The sequence below is a fragment of the Pseudomonas sp. genome, from assembly GCF_049300855.1.
Classification (GTDB): Bacteria; Pseudomonadota; Gammaproteobacteria; order Pseudomonadales; family Pseudomonadaceae; genus Aquipseudomonas.
This window is the reverse complement of the sequence record NZ_JBAQKH010000028.1, coordinates 73,185-93,241: the sequence shown is the minus strand read 5'-3', so window position 1 is coordinate 93,241 and position 20,057 is coordinate 73,185. Positions and strand designations below refer to the sequence as shown.

General features: G+C 60.3%; 21 protein-coding genes. 8 read left to right on the top strand and 13 right to left on the bottom strand.

All coding sequences use genetic code 11. The features are described from left to right. Positions 1-11: 11 nt before the first annotated feature. The gene (locus WA225_RS14490) at positions 12-893 is read left to right on the top strand and encodes a dihydrodipicolinate synthase family protein (RefSeq protein ID WP_422608424.1); all 882 of its coding nucleotides are present in this window, start codon (positions 12-14) and stop codon (positions 891-893) included. Positions 894-1,030: 137 nt separating this feature from the next. Here WA225_RS14490 and WA225_RS14485 read toward each other — a convergent pair whose 3' ends face one another. From WA225_RS14485 to WA225_RS14475, 3 genes are all read right to left on the bottom strand, one after another. Next, positions 1,031-1,375, bottom strand: coding sequence for a YegP family protein (locus WA225_RS14485; protein WP_422608423.1), 345 nt, complete (start codon positions 1,373-1,375; stop codon positions 1,031-1,033). A 192-nt stretch (positions 1,376-1,567) separates the two neighbouring features. Beyond that, entirely contained in the window at positions 1,568-1,873 is a 306-nt protein-coding gene (locus tag WA225_RS14480; RefSeq protein ID WP_016982789.1) for a ribbon-helix-helix domain-containing protein, read from the bottom strand. A gap of 13 nt (positions 1,874-1,886) precedes the next feature. After that, positions 1,887-2,468, bottom strand: a complete 582-nt coding sequence (locus WA225_RS14475; protein WP_422608422.1) for a DJ-1/PfpI family protein — start codon at positions 2,466-2,468, stop codon at positions 1,887-1,889. Between the two features lie 292 nt (positions 2,469-2,760). Between WA225_RS14475 and WA225_RS14470 the strand changes: the two genes are divergently transcribed. Next, the gene (locus WA225_RS14470; protein WP_422608421.1) at positions 2,761-3,666 is read left to right on the top strand and encodes a DMT family transporter; all 906 of its coding nucleotides are present in this window, start codon (positions 2,761-2,763) and stop codon (positions 3,664-3,666) included. Positions 3,667-3,732: 66 nt separating this feature from the next. On the opposite strand, the gene WA225_RS14465 is transcribed toward WA225_RS14470, so the two are convergent. From WA225_RS14465 to WA225_RS14450, 4 genes are all read right to left on the bottom strand, one after another. Further along, on the bottom strand, positions 3,733-4,950 hold the full coding sequence (locus WA225_RS14465; RefSeq protein ID WP_422608420.1) for a class I SAM-dependent methyltransferase: 1,218 nt from the start codon (positions 4,948-4,950) through the stop codon (positions 3,733-3,735). 319 nt (positions 4,951-5,269) lie between these two features. Then, a complete protein-coding gene (locus WA225_RS14460) occupies positions 5,270-5,887 on the bottom strand; it encodes a TPM domain-containing protein (protein ID WP_422608419.1) in 618 nt (205 codons plus the stop codon). A gap of 43 nt (positions 5,888-5,930) precedes the next feature. Beyond that, positions 5,931-6,683, bottom strand: a complete 753-nt coding sequence (locus WA225_RS14455; RefSeq protein WP_422608418.1) for a TPM domain-containing protein — start codon at positions 6,681-6,683, stop codon at positions 5,931-5,933. Between the two features lie 43 nt (positions 6,684-6,726). After that, positions 6,727-7,332 carry a LemA family protein gene (locus tag WA225_RS14450; protein WP_422608417.1) on the bottom strand — a complete coding sequence of 202 codons (606 nt, stop codon included), beginning with the start codon at positions 7,330-7,332 and terminating at the stop codon, positions 6,727-6,729. Positions 7,333-7,580: 248 nt separating this feature from the next. Here WA225_RS14450 and bglX point away from each other — a divergent pair, with 248 nt between their 5' ends. Next, positions 7,581-9,872, top strand: coding sequence for a beta-glucosidase BglX (gene bglX, locus WA225_RS14445; RefSeq protein ID WP_422608416.1), 2,292 nt, complete (start codon positions 7,581-7,583; stop codon positions 9,870-9,872). A 131-nt stretch (positions 9,873-10,003) separates the two neighbouring features. Here the strand turns inward: bglX and WA225_RS14440 are convergent, their stop codons facing one another. The 5 genes from WA225_RS14440 to WA225_RS14420 all read right to left on the bottom strand — a co-directional run bounded on the left by WA225_RS14440 (position 10,004) and on the right by WA225_RS14420 (position 14,399). After that, positions 10,004-11,161: a phospholipase D-like domain-containing protein gene (locus tag WA225_RS14440; RefSeq protein WP_016982796.1), complete on the bottom strand. Its 1,158-nt coding sequence runs from the start codon at positions 11,159-11,161 to the stop codon at positions 10,004-10,006. Between the two features lies 1 nt (position 11,162). Beyond that, a complete protein-coding gene (locus WA225_RS14435) occupies positions 11,163-11,753 on the bottom strand; it encodes a YceI family protein (protein ID WP_095113826.1) in 591 nt (196 codons plus the stop codon). Positions 11,754-11,972: 219 nt separating this feature from the next. After that, entirely contained in the window at positions 11,973-12,269 is a 297-nt protein-coding gene (locus WA225_RS14430) for an amidase (protein WP_422608415.1), read from the bottom strand. After that, positions 12,266-13,339, bottom strand: coding sequence for a serine hydrolase domain-containing protein (locus WA225_RS14425; protein WP_422608414.1), 1,074 nt, complete (start codon positions 13,337-13,339; stop codon positions 12,266-12,268). The genes WA225_RS14430 and WA225_RS14425 overlap by 4 nt, the downstream gene beginning before the upstream one ends. A 181-nt stretch (positions 13,340-13,520) precedes the next feature. Then, positions 13,521-14,399 carry an acyl-CoA dehydrogenase gene (locus WA225_RS14420; protein ID WP_422608413.1) on the bottom strand — a complete coding sequence of 293 codons (879 nt, stop codon included), beginning with the start codon at positions 14,397-14,399 and terminating at the stop codon, positions 13,521-13,523. Positions 14,400-14,552: 153 nt separating this feature from the next. On the opposite strand from WA225_RS14420, the gene olsB reads away from it, so the two are divergent. Together olsB and WA225_RS14410 are read left to right on the top strand one after the other, a co-directional pair. After that, the gene (gene olsB, locus WA225_RS14415; protein ID WP_422608412.1) at positions 14,553-15,308 is read left to right on the top strand and encodes an L-ornithine N(alpha)-acyltransferase; all 756 of its coding nucleotides are present in this window, start codon (positions 14,553-14,555) and stop codon (positions 15,306-15,308) included. Then, complete coding sequence (locus tag WA225_RS14410) at positions 15,308-16,099, top strand: lysophospholipid acyltransferase family protein (RefSeq protein ID WP_422608411.1); 792 nt, start codon at positions 15,308-15,310, stop codon at positions 16,097-16,099. Before olsB ends, WA225_RS14410 begins: the two co-directional genes overlap by 1 nt. A 124-nt stretch (positions 16,100-16,223) precedes the next feature. Here WA225_RS14410 and WA225_RS14405 read toward each other — a convergent pair whose 3' ends face one another. After that, positions 16,224-16,802, bottom strand: coding sequence for an ACP phosphodiesterase (locus WA225_RS14405; RefSeq protein ID WP_422608410.1), 579 nt, complete (start codon positions 16,800-16,802; stop codon positions 16,224-16,226). 170 nt (positions 16,803-16,972) lie between these two features. Here WA225_RS14405 and WA225_RS14400 point away from each other — a divergent pair, with 170 nt between their 5' ends. The 3 genes from WA225_RS14400 to WA225_RS14390 are packed head-to-tail and all read left to right on the top strand — an operon-like array spanning position 16,973 to position 19,554. After that, positions 16,973-17,275 (top strand): ArsR/SmtB family transcription factor, encoded by a 303-nt coding sequence (locus WA225_RS14400; RefSeq protein ID WP_007917068.1) that lies wholly within the window; start codon positions 16,973-16,975, stop codon positions 17,273-17,275. Between the two features lie 34 nt (positions 17,276-17,309). Further along, positions 17,310-18,476, top strand: a complete 1,167-nt coding sequence (locus WA225_RS14395) for an MFS transporter (protein WP_422608409.1) — start codon at positions 17,310-17,312, stop codon at positions 18,474-18,476. A gap of 28 nt (positions 18,477-18,504) precedes the next feature. Further along, positions 18,505-19,554 (top strand): alkene reductase, encoded by a 1,050-nt coding sequence (locus WA225_RS14390; RefSeq protein ID WP_422608408.1) that lies wholly within the window; start codon positions 18,505-18,507, stop codon positions 19,552-19,554. Positions 19,555-20,057: the final 503 nt, after the last annotated feature.

The window sequence follows — 20,057 nt, the reverse complement described above, 5'->3', positions numbered from 1 at the left end:
GAGAGATTCCCATGTCCACTATTCACGGCATCATCGGCTACACCATCACCCCGTTCGGCGCCAACGGCGAAGGCCTGGATCTGCCAGCGCTCGGGCAATCGATCGATCGCCTGATCGACAGCGGCGTCCACGCCATCGCGCCACTGGGCAGCACTGGCGAAGGCGCTTACCTGAGCGACGCGGAGTGGGATCAGGTCGCCGAGTTCAGCATCAAACACGTGGCCAAACGCGTGCCGACCATCGTCAGCGTGTCCGACCTGACCACTGCCAAAGCCGTGCGCCGCGCGCGATTCGCCGAAGCTCATGGCGCTGATGTAGTGATGGTGCTGCCGGCCTCCTACTGGAAGCTGACTGAAGCGGAAATCCTCGCCCACTACCGCGCCATCGGCGAGCGCATCGGCGTGCCGATCATGCTCTACAACAACCCGGCCACCAGCGGCACCGACATGTCGGTGGATTTGATTCTGCGCATCGTCAACGGTGTGGAAAACGTGACCATGGTCAAGGAGAGCACCGGCGATATTCAGCGCATGCACAAGCTGCAATTGCTGGGCGACGGTCAGGTGCCGTTTTACAACGGCTGCAATCCGCTGGCGCTGGAGGCGTTTGCCGCCGGGGCGAAAGGTTGGTGCACGGCGGCGCCGAATCTGATTCCACAACTGAATCTGGACTTGTACGCGGCCGCCATGGCCGGTGACCTGGATCGCGCCCGCGAGTTGTTCTATCGCCAGTTGCCGTTGCTGGACTTCATCCTCAAGGGTGGCTTGCCGGCGACGATCAAGGCCGGGTTGCGGCAGACCGGGCTGGAGGTCGGCGATCCGCGCTTGCCGGTTTTCCCGTTGAATGAGGCGGGTCACACCCAGCTGCAAACACTGCTGAAAACCCTGCGCTGATTCACTGACAACGCAAAAACCTGTGGGAGCTGGCTTGCCAGCGATGGCGGTGGTTCATTCAACATCGATGCTGAATGAAATGGCCTCATCGCTGGCAAGCCAGCTCCCACAGGAATGGTGGTGGCTATAAAAAGGGTTCAGAGCACCGGCAGCGTCTTGTCCTTGATCACTTTCGTCGGTCCGTTTGCCTTGACGCTGGCAATGCCTTTGTCGCACGCCGCATCCGAGGAATACGATTCGCTGCTGCCGATGATCTGATGATTGGCCGCTTTCAGATTGAAGTACGGATGGCCGTCCTTCGTCGACTTCTTCTCGTAGCGCTCATCCAGCGCACTGTTGGTCTGCACCGAGGCAATGCCGCCTTCGGCCGCCGCGCGGGTGGTGTACAGCTCGCTGGTCAGAATCGTTTCGGCATTCGCCGCTTTCAGCACGAACCTGAACTGGCCGTTGCTGCTTTTACTGAGTTCGTACCATCCGGACATGCTCGTTTCTCCTTGGCGATTGAGAGATTTCGCGCTTCAGAGTAAAGACCAGCCCCAGCCTTCTGTCGCCTGTACCGGCCCAATCGCTGGCAAGCCAGCTCCCACAGGGGTCTGTTGTGTGCCCTATAACTGCGCCGCATCACAATACCTGTGGGAGCTGGCTTGCCAGCGATCGGGTCAACTCGGTTTCGGCTACTTCACCACTGCCCGCACCACTGACAACTCCGGCGCACTCACCCGCCGCTGACTCAGATACCGCGTACAACTCACCCGCAGGAACGAGGCGAAATTCACCACCTCCCCGCGATAATCCATCACCTCTTCATACAGCTTGGCGATCAGTTGGTTGGTGGTCATGCCGTCGACCTCGGCGATTTCGCTGAGGATGTCCCAGAACTGATTCTCCAGGCGCAACGTCGTCACCACGCCGCAGATGCGCAGCGAGCGCGAGCGTGATTCGTAGAGAATCGGGTCAGCTTTAACGTAGAGCTCGCACATCGGCGATTCCTCGTTACAGGGTGATTTTAGTGCCGAGCAAACCAAGGAAACCGGCCAGCCAGTTCGGATGCGCCGGCCATGCCGGGGCTGTGGCCAGATTGCCTTGAACGTGGCCGTCCGTCACCGGAATGTCGATGTACGTACCGCCCGCCAGTCGCACTTCCGGCGCGCAGGCTGGATAGGCGCTGCACTCGCGACCTTCGAGAACGCCCGCCGCTGCCAGCAATTGCGCACCGTGGCAGACCGCGGCAATCGGTTTGCCGGCCTTGTCGAAGGCACGCACCAGATCGAGAACTTTTTCGTTGAGCCGCAGGTATTCCGGGGCACGACCGCCGGGAATCAACAGTGCGTCGTAGTCGGTCTCTTTGGCGTTGGCGAAGTCGAAGTTGAGGGCGAACAGGTGACCGGGTTTTTCGCTGTAGGTCTGGTCGCCTTCAAAGTCATGGATCGCAGTGCGCACGGTTTTGCCGGCAGCCTTGTCCGGACACACGGCGTGGACAGTGTGACCGACCATTTGCAGGGCCTGGAACGGCACCATCACTTCGTAGTCTTCGACGTAATCGCCGACCAGCATGAGAATCTTTTTCGCGGCCATGGGGAGGACTCCTCTGGAGAATGCTTGGGAGTATTGAAGGTAGACCTTATCCGCAAGGTCGGGTAACAACCGGCTACTACCGAGTTGACTTCATCGCTGGCAAGCCAGCTCCCACAGGTTCTGAGGCGATCACCGATGTTGTGTTCAACTCGGACACTGTGGGAGCTGGCTTGCCAGCGATGCGATCTCAAACTGTACGGATAAGTCTGTGCCTAGCTGTAACAGCCCGAACTGCACGGTTTATGGCTTGATGAAGGCTATTCCCTGCCACTTACGATTCCGGTTCCCCCTCATGTCCTCGCGCGAAAACACCGGCATGGCCCTCGGCCTGCTCGGCGTGGTGATTTTCAGCCTTACCCTGCCCTTCACCCGCATCGTGGTGCAGGAACTGCATCCGCTGCTCAACGGTTTGGGCCGCGCGTTGTTCGCGGCGATTCCGGCAGCGTTGCTGTTGTTGTGGCGCCGCGAGAAATGGCCGACCTGGCAGCAAGTCAAAGGCCTGAGCCTGGTGATCGTCGGGGTGATTCTGGGTTTCCCGGTGTTGTCGGCGTGGGCCATGCAGACCTTGCCGGCGTCCCACGGCGCACTGGTCAACGGCCTGCAACCATTGTGCGTGGCGCTGTATGCCGCGTGGTTGTCCCATGAGCGTCCGTCAAAAGCGTTCTGGGCCTGCGCGGCGCTGGGCAGTGCGTTGGTGCTCGGTTATGCGTTGTACACCGGCGCGGGGAGTATTCAGGCGGGCGATCTGTTGATGCTCGGCGCGATTGCAGTCGGTGGATTGGGTTACGCCGAAGGTGGCCGGTTGGCCAGGGAGATGGGCGGCTGGCAGGTGATCTGCTGGGCGCTGGTGCTGTCGACGCCGCTGTTGATCGGGCCGGTGTGGTATCTGGCGCTGCAGCATCATGGCGCGGTGTCGGCCAAGACCTGGTGGGCGTTTGGTTATGTGGCGTTGTTTTCGCAGTTTCTCGGCTTCTTTGCGTGGTACGCCGGGCTGGCCATGGGTGGCATCGCCCGGGTCAGTCAGATCCAGTTGCTGCAGATCTTCTTCACCATCGCGTTTTCGGCGCTGTTCTTTGGTGAACATGTCGAACCGATTACCTGGGTATTCGCCTGCGGCGTGATTGCGACCGTCATGCTCGGCCGCAAGACTGCGGTGAAATCAAATGTGGGAGCGAGCTTGCTCGCGAAAGGGCCGTAACAGGCGACATCATCGTTGCCTGTCAGTCCGCTTTCGCGAGCAAGCTCGCTCCCACAGGGTTTTGTGTCAGGCCAGGAAACCGTCAGCACGCAGCAGCGTTTCCAGGCAGTGTTCACTGATGTTGTAGAACGCTTTCAACTCTTCGATCTTCACCAACATCTGAGCCGGATTCACCGGCTCGGCGCGCTTCACCGCGAGAATCATCTTGTTCTTGTTGGTGTGTTCCAGCGAGATGAACTCGAACACCTTGGTCTCATACCCGCAGGCCTCAAGGAACAATGCGCGCAAGCTGTCGGTGACCATTTCCGCCTGCTGACCGAGGTGCAAACCGTATTGCAGCATCGGCTTGAGCAGTGCCGGGCTCTGGATCTGCAAGCGGATCTGTTTGTGGCAGCACGGCGAGCACATGATGATCGACGCGCCTGAACGAATGCCGGTGTGGATCGCGTAGTCAGTGGCGATGTCGCAGGCATGCAGGGCGATCATCACGTCCAGTTCGCTCGGCGCGACGCTGCGCACGTCACCGCACTTGAACACAAGGCCCGGATGGTCGAGCTTCGCCGCGGCGGCGTTGCACAGGTTGACCATCTCTTCACGCAACTCGACGCCGGTGACTTCGCCCTCGGCCTGCAAGGTGTTGCGCAGGTAGTCGTGAATCGCAAAGGTCAGATAGCCCTTGCCCGAACCGAAATCCGCCACCCGCACCGGTTGGTCCAGCGCCAGCGGCGACGTGGTCAGGGCATGGCTGAACACTTCGATGAACTTGTTGATCTGTTTCCACTTGCGCGACATCGCCGGGATCAACTCGTGTTGCGCGTTGGTCACGCCGAGGTCCTTGAGGAACGGCCGGCTCAGTTCGAGGAAGCGATTCTTCTCGCGGTTGTGCTCGGCGGACGGCGCTTCGCGCAATTGCTGAGGTTTGCTCTTGAACAGTGAACTCTTGCCCTTTTTGCTGTATTCCAGCTGCGCTTCGTCGGTCAGCGTCAGCAAATGGGCATTTTTGAACGAGGCCGGCAACAGCTCGGCAATCGCCGCCACCCCTTCGACCAAGGGCAGGTTTTTGGTGATGTCGCGGGTTTTGTAGCGATAGACGAAAGACAGATTCGGCTGCGCCTTGACCGTCACCGGTTTGATGATGACCCGCTGCAGATCCGCCTCTTCACCGACGTACTTGGCCAACACCAGTTTGATGAAGCCGTTGTGTTCGAGGCTGCTTTGCAGCAACTCGATGAACTGGGCGTGGTGATCGGGCGCGGGCGGGTTGGCAGGAGCAGTAACAGACATGGAAAAGCGGCCTCGGACGGGCGATATCGGGAATGGCGGGTATTTTAGGGGGGATGGGGGTTGGGGACACGCTCTTATTTACCGAACGGTTGTTAAGAGCCCCTCACCCTAGCCCTCTCCCGGAGGGAGAGGGGACTGACCGAGGTGTTTTCACGAGTTACACCGACCTGAGATACCGAGCCGAACTCAGGTTTGAACGAGTTGCCTTGAATCCATAATCGACTCGGTTTTTCAGGTCGATGTCGAGCGCAAGACACCTCGGTCGGCCCCCTCTCCCTCCGGGAGAGGGCTGGGGTGAGGGGCTTTGGCTTTTAGCCCATCAGGCCAACACCACAAGACGATTCGGCAACTCATTCCTGACCTGCGTCACCGGTACATGCACCTTCAGCAATTCCCCACACGCCTCGATGCACGTCACAAACCCCTCAAGCGTGCGCCCCTGCCGCACCTGCTCGGTAAACGCAGCAACAATCGCATCCCAGGTTTTATTGTCCAGCCGTTTGGAAATCCCCTCGTCCACCAGAATTTCCACATAACGCTCAGCCTCGCAGACAAAAATCAGCACCCCGGTGCTGCCCACCGTGTGGTGCAGGTTCTGTTCGAGGAACTGCCGGCGTGCCAGGTTCGACGCGCGCCAGTGGCGCACTCGGCGAGGGACCAGGTGCTGAAGGATGCGCGGCTGACGAAACAACAGACTCAACGCAAAGAAGCTGATCCATTGCACCAGCAACAGGCTATGCACTGTCAACCAACCGCTCAGGTAATGCACGACGCCCGGCACCAGCAGCGCCAGCAGGCTCGCCCACAACAGCGGGATGTAGGCGTAATCGTCGGCACGCGCCGCCAGCACCGTCACCAGTTCCGCATCGGTGTCACGCTCGACCCGGGCAATCGCCTCGGCGACTTTGCGTTGTTCGTATTCACTCAGTAATGCCATGTTTACCCACGCCTGTTCATTATTGTTGTTGCCTGCTGCGCCATCACCAGCCGCCCGAAGCACCGCCGCCGCCAAAGCTGCCACCGCCGCCGCTGTAGCCGCCACCGCCACCACCGCTGCTGCCGCCGCCACTGGAGCCGCCGCTGTCAAAAGGGTCGTCGGAGGAACTGCGCGGAGCGGTCTTGATCACGCCGATCATGCACAGGAACCAGTACGTCATCAAAAACGGCAGGGCCAGGAAGAACAATAACCCCATGGTGTTGGCAAACCACTGGCTGAAGGACGTCTCGTGTTCCGGTTCGGCCTCGTCCAGCGGGTTGCCCCCCAGCACCACCAGCATCGCGGCCACGCCGTCGCTGATGCCCTGGCTGACTTTGCCGTTTTTGAACGCCGGTGAAATCACCTGGTTGATGATGACGGCACTCTGCGCATCGGTCAGGCGCGCTTCCAGGCCGTAGCCGACCTCAATGCGCAGCTTGCGCTCATCGCGGGCAACGATCAGCAGCGCGCCGGTGTTCTTGCCTTTCTGGCCAATCCCCCAATGCCGCCCCAACTGATAGCCGAAGTCCTCAATCGCGGTGTCTTGCAGGTTTTCCACCGTGACCACAACCACCTGTTCGCCGGTGGCGTTTTCGTGGGCCTGGAGTTGCCGGGTCAGTTGCTCGATGACCGCGGGCTGGATCATGTGAGCGTCGTCGACCACTCGCCCGGTCAATGCCGGAAACGTCAACTCCGCATGTACCACCATCGCCATGACACACAACAGCAGCGCCAGGCCTGTTCTCAAAACTTGCATTGCAACCTCATCCCTGGGGAATACATCGCCCTTGCGGCGTTAATCAAAATTCCAGCTGGGGTGCCTTCTCGCTGCCGGCAGATGCTTCGAACGTTTCGCGAATCGGCAAATCGCTGTACATCACGCTGTGCCACAGGCGTCCGGGAAACGTGCGAATCTCGGTGTTGTATTTCTGCACGGCGAGAATGAAATCGCGACGGGCCACGCTGATGCGGTTTTCCGTGCCTTCAAGTTGCGATTGCAAGGCCAGAAAGTTCTGGTTGGCTTTCAGGTCCGGGTAGCGCTCGGACACCACCATCAACCGGCTCAGCGCACCGGACAGTTGATCCTGGGCCTGCTGGAACTGTTTGAGTTTTTCCGGATTGTCGAGGGTCGTGGCATCGACCTGAATCGAGGTAGCCTTGGCTCGGGCCTCGGTCACGGCAGTCAGGGTCGCCTCTTCGTGTTTGGCGTAGCCCTTGACCACTTCCATCAGGTTGGGAATCAGGTCAGTGCGGCGCTGGTACTGGTTTTGTACCTGTGCCCAGGCGGCCTTGACCTGTTCGTCGAGCGTCGGAATGGTGTTGATGCCGCAACCGGCGAGCCATGTGCTCAGCAACAGGATGACGGCCATTTTCAGGCTCGATCGGTAGGGGTGTTTTACATTCATCGGGCGAAGCTCCCTCGTCCATTCCATTGAAAAATATCCTGCGACCAACAAACCGGGCTCTTGGGGCATAATCTGCCGCCACCACTGGATTGCATCAGCCCAATGGGCTAAAAGATGCCCAATGCGAACCCTTGATCAGCAATACAAGCGCATAAGTGTGCTGCATTTGCACCAACAACAATAGCCGCTCCTTATTCTTGCTGAACGGCACGAACTCAATGCCGAACAGGCTTTTGGAAAAAACATTCATGAAGAAGCTGTGTTTGCTGGGCCTGTTCGTCAGCCTGGCCAGTCATCAAGTATTGGCCGCCACGACCCCGGCACCTCTGGAAAACAAGGATGCGTTCATCAGCAATCTGATGAACCAGATGACCCTCGATGAAAAGATCGGCCAGTTGCGCCTGATCAGCATCGGCCCGGAAATGCCCCGCGAGCTGATCCGCAAAGAGATCGCGGCCGGCAACATCGGCGGCACGTTCAACTCGATCACCCGCCCGGAAAACCGACCGATGCAGGACGCGGCCATGCGCAGCCGCCTGAAGATTCCGATGTTTTTCGCGTACGACGTGATCCACGGTCACCGTACGATTTTCCCGATTCCACTGGCCCTCGCGTCGAGCTGGGACATGGATGCCATCGGCCAGTCCGGGCGCGTTGCCGCCAAGGAAGCCGCTGCCGACAGCCTCGACATCACCTTTGCGCCGATGGTCGATATTTCCCGCGACCCGCGCTGGGGCCGCAGCTCCGAAGGTTTCGGTGAAGACACCTACCTGACTTCGCGCATTGCCGGCGTCATGGTCCGCGCCTATCAGGGCGCCACCCCGAGCGCGGCTGACAGCATCATGGCCAGCGTCAAACACTTCGCCCTGTATGGCGCGGTTGAAGGGGGTCGCGACTACAACACCGTCGACATGAGTCCGGTGAAGATGTACCAGGATTACCTGCCACCGTACCGCGCCGCGATCGATGCCGGCGCCGGTGGCGTGATGGTCGCGTTGAACTCGATCAACGGCATTCCGGCCACCGCCAACACTTGGCTGATGAACGACCTGCTGCGCCGCGACTGGGGCTTCAAAGGCCTGGCGGTCAGCGACCACGGCGCGATCTTCGAACTGATCAAGCACGGCGTCGCCCGCGACGGTCGTGAAGCGGCGAAGCTGGCGATCAAGGCCGGCATCGACATGAGCATGAACGACACCTTGTACGGCAAAGAGCTGCCGGGGCTGCTCAAGTCCGGCGAGATCGAACAGAAAGACATCGACAACGCCGTACGTGAAGTGCTCGCGGCCAAGTACGACATGGGCCTGTTCAAGGACCCGTACCTGCGCATTGGCAAGGCTGAGGATGATCCGGCTGACACCTACGCCGAGAGCCGTCTGCACCGTGCCGAAGCCCGTGAAGTGGCGCGTCGCAGTCTGGTGCTGCTGAAGAACCAGAACGAAACCCTGCCGCTGAAGAAAGACGCGAAAGTCATGCTGGTCGGCCCATTGGCCAAAGCACCGATCGACATGATGGGCAGTTGGGCCGCTGCCGGTAAGCCGGCGCAATCGGTGACCCTGTTCGACGGCATGAGCGCAGTGATCGGCAACAAGTCGAACCTGATCTACGCCCGTGGCGCCAACATCACCAGCGACAAGAAGGTGCTGGACTACCTGAACTTCCTCAACTTCGATGCCCCGGAAGTGGTCGACGATCCGCGCCCGGCCAACGTGCTGATCGACGAAGCGGTAAAAGCCGCCAAGGACGCTGACGTGATCGTCGCCGCCGTGGGCGAATCCCGTGGCATGTCCCACGAATCCTCCAGCCGTACCGACCTGAACATCCCGCAAAACCAGCGCGAGCTGATCCGTGCGCTGAAAGCCACCGGCAAACCGCTGGTACTGGTGCTGATGAACGGCCGTCCGCTGACCATCCTCGAAGAGAACCAGTCGGCTGACGCGATTCTGGAAACCTGGTTCAGCGGCACCGAGGGCGGTAACGCGATCGCTGACGTACTGTTCGGCGACTACAACCCGTCGGGCAAATTGCCGGTGACCTTCCCGCGCTCCGTGGGCCAGATCCCGACGTACTACAACCACCTGAGCATTGGCCGGCCGTTCACGCCGGGCAAACCGGGCAACTACACCTCGCAGTATTTCGATGACACCACAGGCCCGCTGTTCCCGTTCGGTTATGGCCTGAGCTACACCCAATTCGCCCTCAGTGACATGGCGTTGTCGTCGACCACCCTGAACGCCACCGGCAAGCTCGACGCCAGCGTCATGGTGAAAAACACCGGCCAGCGTGACGGCGAAACCGTGGTGCAGCTGTATATTCAGGACGTCACCGGCTCGATGATCCGCCCGGTGAAAGAACTGAAGAACTTCCAGAAAATCATGCTCAAGGCCGGCGAACAGAAAGTCGTGCACTTCACCATCAGCGAGGATGACCTGAAGTTCTACAACGCCCAGCTCAAGTACGCGGCAGAGCCTGGCAAGTTCAACGTGCAGATCGGCCTGGATTCCCAAGACGTGACGCAGCAAAGCTTTGAATTGCTGTAACCAACGCCGCAGTACCCTGATCGTTCCCACGCTCCGCGTGGGAATGCCTCAAGGGACGCTCCGCGTCCAGTGACGCGGAGCATCACGGGCTGCATTCCCACGCAGAGCGTAGGAACGATCAACGTGAGCGACTAGCCGCGTCTATCGAGGATGTTAACCACCACCCGATCCACCCAGCCCCACACCCGCTGCTTGACCCGCCGCCACAGCGGCCGGCGCTGCCACTCTTCCAGACTCACCTGCTGGCTCAGCCCGAAGTCCTTCACAAAACTCGCCTGCACCGCTGCCGTCAACGACGGATCCAGCGCCTCCAGATTCGCCTCCAGATTAAAACGCAGGTTCCAGTGATCGAAGTTGCACGAACCGATGCTCACCCAATCGTCGACCAAGACCATTTTCAAGTGCAGGAAGCACGGCTGGTATTCGAAAATCTGCACGCCGGCCTTGAGCAGTCGCGGGTAGTAGCGATGCCCGGCGTAGCGCACTGACGGGTGATCGGTGCGCGGCCCGGTCAACAGCAGCCGCACGTCGACTCCGCGCGCGGCAGCCTTGCGCAGGGAGCGGCGGATTTTCCACGTCGGCAGAAAATACGGCGTGGCCATCCAGATGCGTTTTTGTCCGCTGTTCAGGGCGCGAAACAGCGATTGCAGAATGTCGCGGTGCTGGCGGGCATCGGCATACGCCACGCGGCCCATGCCTTCGCCCTTGTCCGGCACGCGGGGTAACCGTGGCAGACCAAAATGCGCGGCCGGGCGCCAGGCGCGGCGATAACGGTTGGCGATCCACTGTCGGTCGAACAGCAATTGCCAGTCGATCACCAACGGGCCGCTGATCTCGACCATCACTTCGTGCCACTCGCTGGTGTCATGGCCCGGCGTCCAGAACTCATCGGTGACACCAGTGCCGCCGACCACCGCCAGACGCTGATCGACCAGCAGCAATTTGCGGTGATCACGATAGAAATTACCGACCCAGCGCCGCCAGTTCAGCCGATTGTAGAAACGCAGCTCAACGCCGGCATGGGTCAGGCGCTGGCGTAGATTGAGGGTAAACGCCAGGCTACCGTAATCATCGAACAGGCACCGCACGCGCACGCCACGCTCGGCTGCCAGCACCAGCGCTTGCACGATGGTTTCGGCACAGGCGCCGGCCTCGACCAGATACAGTTCGAGTTCAATCTGCTCCTGCGCGCCAGCGATCTGCTCGAGCATGCGCGGAAAGAATTGCGGGCCGTCGATCAACAGCTCGAAACGGTTGCCGTCCCGCCATGGGAACACTGCGCCGCGCATGTCAGCGCGCCGTGAAAATCAGCACCGCACCCACCGGCACCGACAGACTGATGGCCGACAGGTCGGCAAGTTTGCGCAGGCTTTCCAGCCCCGGCACGAGGTCGAAATCCTCGGCATTGATCACCAGCGGTTCCAGCGTCACCACTTGAAAACGCCGGTCATCCAGACGCGTTGCCAAGAGTTCGGCGGGGTATTCATGTTGTTTGCCGTGCAGGTTGACGGTCAGCGGCAGACGCAACTCCAGCTGCGCACCGGGGGCCAGATCGTTGATCGGGCGCAGGTCGATCTGGGTGGTGATGGTCGCTTCGGGGAATTGCTCGATCTGGAACAGCTCCTTGCGCATGCGCTCATCACGCAGCGGGATGCCGCTGTTGATCGAGTCCAGCTCGACTTCGACTTCGGCGCGACCGTTGGGGTCGACCTTGCCGTGCAGCACCAGAAAGCGCTGCACTTCAGAAATATGGGCGTTTTTCGTGCTGACGAACGACAGCCGCGACGACTCGCCGTCCAGATACCAATTGGCCTGCGCCGGCAGCGCGACGGCGGCGAGCAGCAGGCTGGACAGGGTTGCACTGAGGGAGCGGTTGAACATTGAACACTCGTGGGGCTGATAAACCTGCACGAACCTTAACCGCCCCCGCGGTTATTGCAAACTCGGTCGCCGCAAATCTATCACTTGCTGAAAATCCCTGTGGGAGCTGGCTTGCCAGCGATGGCGGTGTATCAGTCAGACAAATATTGCCTGTGCCGGCGCCATCGCTGGCAAGCCAGCTCCCACAGGGGCCTCTATTCACAGGAGGATTGCGTGTTTTCAGGGATTTAGGCGACAGCCTTGCCGTTCGCTTTGCCACTGGGCGCGATTGCTGCGACCCATGCCGCTGACGGTGATGGTTTTACTGGCGGGGTCATCCGTGAAGGTGCTGGTGGGTAGCCATTGTTTGACGTAGCCACGGCAGTATTCGGCGTCGTTGTTCATCACATAACGGCAGGAACAATATTCCTTGGCGGTGTAGGCGCTGATGATGTCGGGGAAGGCCCACAGATTTTCGCGCTCGTAGACGATCCAGCCGAGCAGCACGACCAACAGCAACAGCAAAAAGCGCTTCATGGCTGCACCGCCTTCAACACGCGTTTGAGCAACTCGTTATGGCGGTAGCTGCCATCGCGATCATCGCCATAGCGCACAATCACCAGTTTCTCGTTGGGCATCACGTACAGCGCCTGGCCCCAATGGCCCAAGGCAGCGAAGGTATCGGGCGGAGCGTCGGGCCACGGCGAGGCGGCGCCATCGACCGGGCGATTGAGCCACCATTGGCCGCCGGGCACCGCTTCGTCCTGATGAGCCTTATAACCGGCGAAAGGTTTGAGGTTGAACGCGAGCCAATCTTTGGGCAGCAGTTGCCGATCATTCCAGCGCCCGTCACGGGCCATCAGCAGACCGACGCGCGCCAGATCCCGCGCGGTGAGGTAGGCATAAGAGGAAGCGACAAACGTGCCGCTGGCATCGGTTTCCCACACGGCGTGATGGATGCCTAACGGTTCGAACAATGCCGTCCACGGATAATCCGCATAACGCTCAGGGCCGACGATATTTTTTAACGCTGCCGCGAGCAAGTTGCTGTCGCCACTGGAATAACGGAAGGCCTGCCCCGGTTCGGCGTAGGCATCGTGATCGGTGGTAAATGCAGCCATGTCGCGATGACCACGGGTGTAGAGCATCGCCACCACCGAGGATTTCAGCGGCGCGTATTCGTAGTCTTCCTGCCAATCGATGCCAGAGGCCCAGTGCAGCAGATCGGCGATTTGTATCGCCGGGTGTTTGGTCAGTGGTGGGTAAAACTTCGCGACCGGATCGTCGAGTTTGAACAGGCCTTCGCCATACGCCACACCGAGGACGGTGGCCATCAGGCTTTTGCTGATCGACCAGGTCAGGTGCGGGGTGTGTTCGGTGGTCGGGGCGGCGTAGCGTTCGTAGATGATCTGGCCGTCGCGGATGATCAGCAAGGCGTCGGTGCGGATGCCTTGGCGGGTGGTGTCGTCGCGGGGTGGGAAGGCGTAACTCTCCAGCTCCCTTGTATCAGTGATCTTTGGGCCGGTTGGCCATTCTTCGCCCGGCCATTGTTCGGCGTGAACGGTGAAGCTGATCAGCAACAGAAACAGCGACAGACCTTTGCACATGGTGAGGGCTCTTGGAGAGAACCTGCTGAGACTAGCCGGGACTCATGACAAATTTGAGATTTTGCTTTTCCATGAAATCGCCATCGCTGGCAAGCCAGCTCTCACAGGGGTTTTTAGTGAATACAAATTTTGTGAACACCTGTGAAACCTGTGGGAGCTGGCTTGCCAGCGATGAGGCCCTTCAGCCCGCAGCCAAAGCCTTGGCCAGACGCTTGGCCCGAGCCCCCGCCGCCAACTGCATCACGCCTTGATCGCGTTGCCACATCTGCGCCCATTCTGCCGGCCCGTCAGCCAACGCCTGACTCACCTCCCCCTCCAGCGCTTCAAACTGCGCAAACAACCCGCCCAGCAACACATGCCCGGCCGGATTGTTCGGTGGCTGCCGACTCGCCTCGGCACACCCGGCCAACAGCGCCAGCAAACGCAATTGCAGCGCTTGCGGCCAGTCGCTGTCTTGCCCGACGCCATACAGCCACGCAGTCATCGCGCTCAGCACATAGACATCTTCCAGCGTGCGAAACGGTTTGACGTAAGCATCCCAACCATCCCCCGCCAGCAACTCACACAACGCGCCATCAAGCTCCAACCGGCCATGACTGATGTCCGGCATCAACGGCAGCGCCGGCAATTTCTCCACAGTCACACCGGGCTCGCCTGGATACACCACCGCCAGACTTAAACGCGGCGTTTCACCCGGTTCTTCACTGCGCGCAGCGATCAGCAACCAGTCCGCCGCATCGCCAGCGGTGACGAAATCCTTGCGTCCATTGAGGCGCAAATCGCTCAACCGTGTCTGCATGTCCGCCGGGCGCAAACTGCGCTGTTCGGTCGCACACAACGCACCAAGACTCAGCGGTGCACTCGGCCACAACATGCGCAAAGCCGCTTGATAACCGATCAGAAATGCCAGCCCCGGCGTCGCCATCCGCCGCCCGCCCGCCACTGCCAATTCGAACGGCGTGACGTTGCCCAGTTGCTGTAACAACGTCGCAAACCCCTCGGCCAGGTCAGCAACGGCGGGCAATCGGTCGCGGCTGTGCAGCAGATCTGGCCAGGGCATAAGAGGCTCCTCGTGGGCTGTCATATAAGCATCACCGAACGTTCATGGCGATGACACCGGGGCTACATAGCCTGACTTTGCACAACACGGCTGCATAAAGAAAGTCGATCGGCTGCAACCCACGACGGGTTAAAGGCCCGTACGGAGATTCACATGACTCAGATCGCCCGCATCAGCGACACCGGCAATGAACGCCGCCTGCAAGCCGAACGCCTGATCGGCGCCGAGGCCTTGCAGCAAGCCCAGGCCTTGCGCTTCAACGTCTTCAGTGGCGAGTTCAACGCCAAACTGAAAGGCGCGGAACTGGGTCTGGACATGGATGATTATGATGTTCACTGCAGCCACATCGGCGTGCGTGACTTGAACACCGGCCGTTTGGTCGCGACCACGCGTTTGCTCGATCACACCGCCGCGAGCAGCCTGGGCAAGTTCTACAGTGAAGAAGAGTTCAGCCTGCACGGCCTCGCGCATCTGAAAGGCCCGATCCTCGAAATCGGCCGCACCTGCGTCGACCCGGCGTACCGCAACGGCGGCACCATCGCGGTGTTGTGGGGCGAGTTGGCCGAAGTATTGAATCAGGGCGGCTACAGCTATCTGATGGGTTGCGCGAGCATTCCGATGCAGGACGGCGGCATTCAGGCCCATGCGATCATGCAGCGTCTGCGTGAACGCTATCTGTGCACCGAGCACCTGCGCGCCGAGCCGAAAAATCCGCTGCCGACGCTGGATATTCCATCGAACGTAATCGCGGAAATGCCACCACTGCTCAAGGCGTATATGCGTCTGGGCGCGAAGATCTGCGGCGAGCCGTGCTGGGACGAAGATTTTCAGGTCGCCGACGTGTTCATCCTGCTCAAGCGCGACGAACTCTGCCCGCGCTACGCCAAGCACTTTAAGGCGGCTGTGTAATGAGCCGGTTGCGGGTGTACGCGCGGATCGCGCGGGTGCTGTTGGTGGTGTCGCTGGGCTTGACCATGGCCAGCGTCTTCGGCGTATTTGAACGCATTGGCCTGGCGCATTCGATGGAGCGGCGTCAGCGTTGGTCGCGCTTCTTCATGGCGCGCTTGAGCAACGCCCTGCCCTTTCGCGTGACGGTGCACGGTGAGCTGCCGAAACAGCCGATGCTGTGGGTCAGCAATCATGTGTCGTGGACGGATATTCCGCTGCTGGGGATGCTTACGCCGCTGTCGTTTCTGTCCAAGGCCGAAGTGCGTACCTGGCCGGTAGCCGGTTGGCTGGCGGCGAAGGCTGGCAGCCTGTTCATCCGTCGCGGTTCGGGCGACAGCCAGTTGATCCGCAAGCAGATGACCCGTCACCTGCAAACCGAGCACGCCTTGCTGATGTTCCCGGAAGGCACCACCACCGATGGCCGCTCGCTACGTACCTTTCACGGCCGCTTGTTGTCGGCGGCGATTGATTCCGAGGTGATGCTGCAACCGGTGGCGATTCGTTATCTGCGTGACGGCAAAATCGATGCACTGGCACCGTTCATTGGTGACGACGATTTGCTCTCGCACCTGATGCGCCTGTTCAGCAATGATTGCGGCGATGTCGAAGTGCACCTGCTCAAGCCGATTGCCTGTCAGGGTCGTGAGCGTGCGGCATTGGCGTTCGAGGCGCAGCAGGCGGTGCAGAAGGCGTTGTTTGGTGCGATTCCGGAAATCCAAAAATCCCCAATGCGCCCGGCCATCGCTGCCTGAAATACAAATCCTGAAGTCACCCTGGCCCCTGTGGGAGCTGGCTTGCCAGCGATAGCGGTAGATCAGCCGACATCAATGTTGAATGTGCTGACGCCATCGCTGGCAAGCCAGCTCCCACAGGGATTCAGGGTGTTGGTGGGGACTGTGCGAAGTCCTGGAGTTGTGGGTAGAACAAGCGGAAGTCTTCACTCAGCGGCTCATACAACCGCCGCAATTCCTGCATCGCTCCCGCCAGCTCTTCCGGCCGGGTCAAGCGCCGCGAGATCCCGCGCAACACCTGCTCCAGCACTTCAAATTCCTGATACGAGCCCAACCAGTCATTGGCAACCATGTGCGGGGCGATCTTCGCCAGGCGCTCGGGCAATTGCGGTTCACGGGTCAGCACCCGATACACATCAGCGGTGAAAACCTCTAGCGGCTGGTCGGCATACAGCTTCCAGTCCCGCGCCAGGCAATGATCGAAAAACACATCGAGCACGATCCCGGCATAACGCCGGCGCGTGTCGGAAAACCGCCCCAGGGCGATGTCCACCAGCGGATGGCGATCGGTGAATACGTCAATCCGTCGATGCAGTTGAATGGCCGCTTCTACCTCCGGCGCAAAATGCCCTTGCAGCCGGCCTTTGACGAAATCGCCATACAGACTGCCGAGCAGTTGCCCGGGGCGCTGGCCACCGAGGTGTAAATGTGCGAGATAGTTCATGGGCGCAGCTTAGCACTGCGGCCCGCCCCCGACACATCCATGTATCGTTATAACGCGATATACCAATTTATGCTGACGTCAGATCAAAATCATATTGGTGTATCGCGATCTAACGATTTATATTTCGCCACATCGCGATATAGCGTTGTACACATTGTGAGCACCCTGCCATGAACCTCGACCTCGACGAAATAATAAAAGCCCTGGCGCACCCAGTACGGCGAGACATCCTCAACTGGCTGAAAGACCCGAAGAACGAATTTCCGGAACAGTTACACAACCACGAGTACGGCATCTGCGCCGGGCAGATCGATCAACGCTGTGGCCTGTCGCAGTCGACCGTTTCGGCACACCTCGCAACGTTGCAGCGCGCCGGTCTGATCAGCAGCCAGAAGGCCGGGCAATGGCACTTTTTCAAACGTAACGAGGACGTGATTCAGGCGTTCCTCAGCACTCTCAGTAAAGAGCTCTGACCCTTAACGTCAGCCAGCCGACAAGGAAACCTGCATGCCCCTCTCGCTACTCATCCTCGCCTTGAGCGCCTTCGCCATCGGCACCACCGAGTTCGTCATCATGGGCCTGCTGCCCGATGTGGCGGCCGATCTCGGTGTGTCGATCCCCGGTGCCGGCTGGCTGGTGACCGGTTACGCCCTCGGCGTGGCCATCGGTGCGCCGTTCATGGCCATGGCTACCGCCAAACTGCCGCGTAAAGCAGCACTGGTCGCGTTGATGGGCATCTTTATTGTCGGCAACCTGCTGTGTGCCATTGCCAGCGACTACAACGTGCTGATGTTCGCCCGGGTGATCACTGCGCTGTGCCACGGTGCGTTCTTCGGCATCGGTTCGGTGGTGGCGGCCAATCTGGTGCCGGCCAACAAACGTGCTTCGGCGGTGGCGTTGATGTTCACCGGCCTGACCCTGGCCAACGTCCTCGGTGTGCCGCTGGGCACTGCGCTGGGTCAGCAATACGGCTGGCGCTCGACCTTCTGGGCAGTGACCGTCATCGGTGTGATTGCGCTGATCGGCCTGATCCGTTTCCTGCCGACCAAGCGTGACGAAGAAAAACTCGACATGCGCGCCGAACTCGCCGCCCTCAAAGGTGCCGGAATCTGGCTGTCGCTGAGCATGACCGCGCTGTTCGCCGCCTCCGTCTTCACCCTGTTCACCTACGTCGCCCCGCTGCTCGGCGAAGTCACCGGCGTGTCGCCGCGTGGCGTGACCTGGACGCTGATGCTGATCGGCCTGGGCCTGACCGTCGGCAACATCATCGGCGGCAAACTCGCCGACAAGGGCATGGCCGCCACGCTGATCGGCGTGTTCATCGCCATGGCCGTGGTTTCCACGGTACTGACCTGGACCAGCGTCGCGCTGATCCCGACTGAAATAACCCTGTTCCTCTGGGCCACCGCATGTTTCGCCGCCGTGCCGGCGCTGCAAGTCAACGTGGTGACCTTCGGCAAGGCTGCGCCGAACCTGGTGTCGACCCTGAACATCGGCGCGTTCAACGTCGGCAACGCCCTCGGTGCCTGGGTCGGCGGCAGCGTCATCGCCCACGGCTATGGCCTGACCAGCGTGCCACTCGCGGCGGCTGCTCTGGCCGTGCTCGCCCTGCTGGTGACCCTGATTACTTTCCGCCAGAACGGCAATGCCGATCTGGCCCCGGCTACTCACTGATTAACTTTCACCTACGAGGGTTGTAGACATGGCAACTATTTTTGATCCAATCAAACTCGGCGACGTCGAACTGGCCAACCGCATCATCATGGCCCCGCTGACCCGCTGCCGCGCCGACGAAGGCCGCGTGCCAAACGCGCTGATGGCTGAATACTACGTACAACGTGCTTCCGCCGGCCTGATCCTCAGCGAAGCCACGTCGGTGACGCCAATGGGCGTTGGCTACCCGGACACCCCGGGTATCTGGTCCAACGATCAAGTGCGCGGCTGGGCCAACGTGACCAAAGCGATTCACGGCGCTGGCGGCAAGATCTTCCTGCAACTGTGGCACGTCGGCCGGGTTTCCCATCCGTCGTACCTCAACGGTGAAGCGCCGGTGGCACCGAGCGCAATCCAGCCAAAAGGCCACGTCAGCCTGGTGCGCCCACTGGCCGACTACCCGACTCCGCGTGCTCTGGAAACCGCTGAAATCGCCGACATCGTCGACGCTTACCGCACCGGTGCCGAAAACGCCAAGGCCGCCGGCTTCGACGGCGTGGAAATCCACGGCGCCAACGGTTACCTGCTCGACCAGTTCCTGCAAAGCAGCACCAACCAGCGCACCGACAACTACGGCGGCTCGCTGGAAAACCGTGCACGTCTGCTGCTGGAAGTGACGGACGCTGCGATCGAAGTCTGGGGCGCTGGCCGTGTTGGTGTGCACTTGGCACCGCGTGCCGACTCCCATGACATGGGCGACGACAACCTGGCAGAAACCTTCACCTACGTCGCACGTGAACTGGGCAAACGCGGCATCGCGTTCATCTGCTCCCGTGAGAAAGAAGGCGCCGACAGCCTCGGCCCGCAACTGAAAGAAGCTTTCGGCGGCCCGTACATTGCCAACGAGCGCTTCACCAAGGCCAGCGCCAACGAGTGGCTGGCGAGTGGCAAGGCTGACGCTGTGGCGTTTGGTGTACCGTTCATTGCCAACCCGGATCTGCCGGCGCGCTTGAAGGCGGATGCACCGTTGAACGAGGCGCGTCCGGAGTTGTTCTACGGTAAAGGGCCGGTCGGTTACATCGACTATCCGGCGCTGTAAGGCATAGCCCAGAAACGCGAAAGCCCCCGACTTGAGAGTTGGGGGCTTTTTACTGTTCGGCTTAGGAATTGTTGCGCAGCGTAATGCCTAGCCCCTCATCGGAACGCCGCCCGCCCAGCCCTCTCCCGAGGGAGAGGGAGCCGATTTGTGTAGTTTTCAAATTCGGAGTTCGACTGGATATTTCACGTCGGCGTATCTCGAAAGAACACCTCGGCCAGTCCCCTCTACCTCTGGGAGAGGGAGCCGATCGGGGGATGTTCGAAACCTGAGTTCGGCGGGATTTTTCACGTCGGCGTATCTCGAAAGATCACCTCGGTCAGTCCCCTCTACCTCTGGGAGAGGGAGCCGATCGGGGGATGTTCAAAACCTGAGTTCGACTGGATTTTTCACGTCGGTGTAACTCGCAAGATCACCTCGGTCAGTCCCCTCTACCTCTGGGAGAGGGCTAGGGTGAGGGCAAGCGGCTCACACTCATTCACACAGAAGACACAAATTCCCTACAA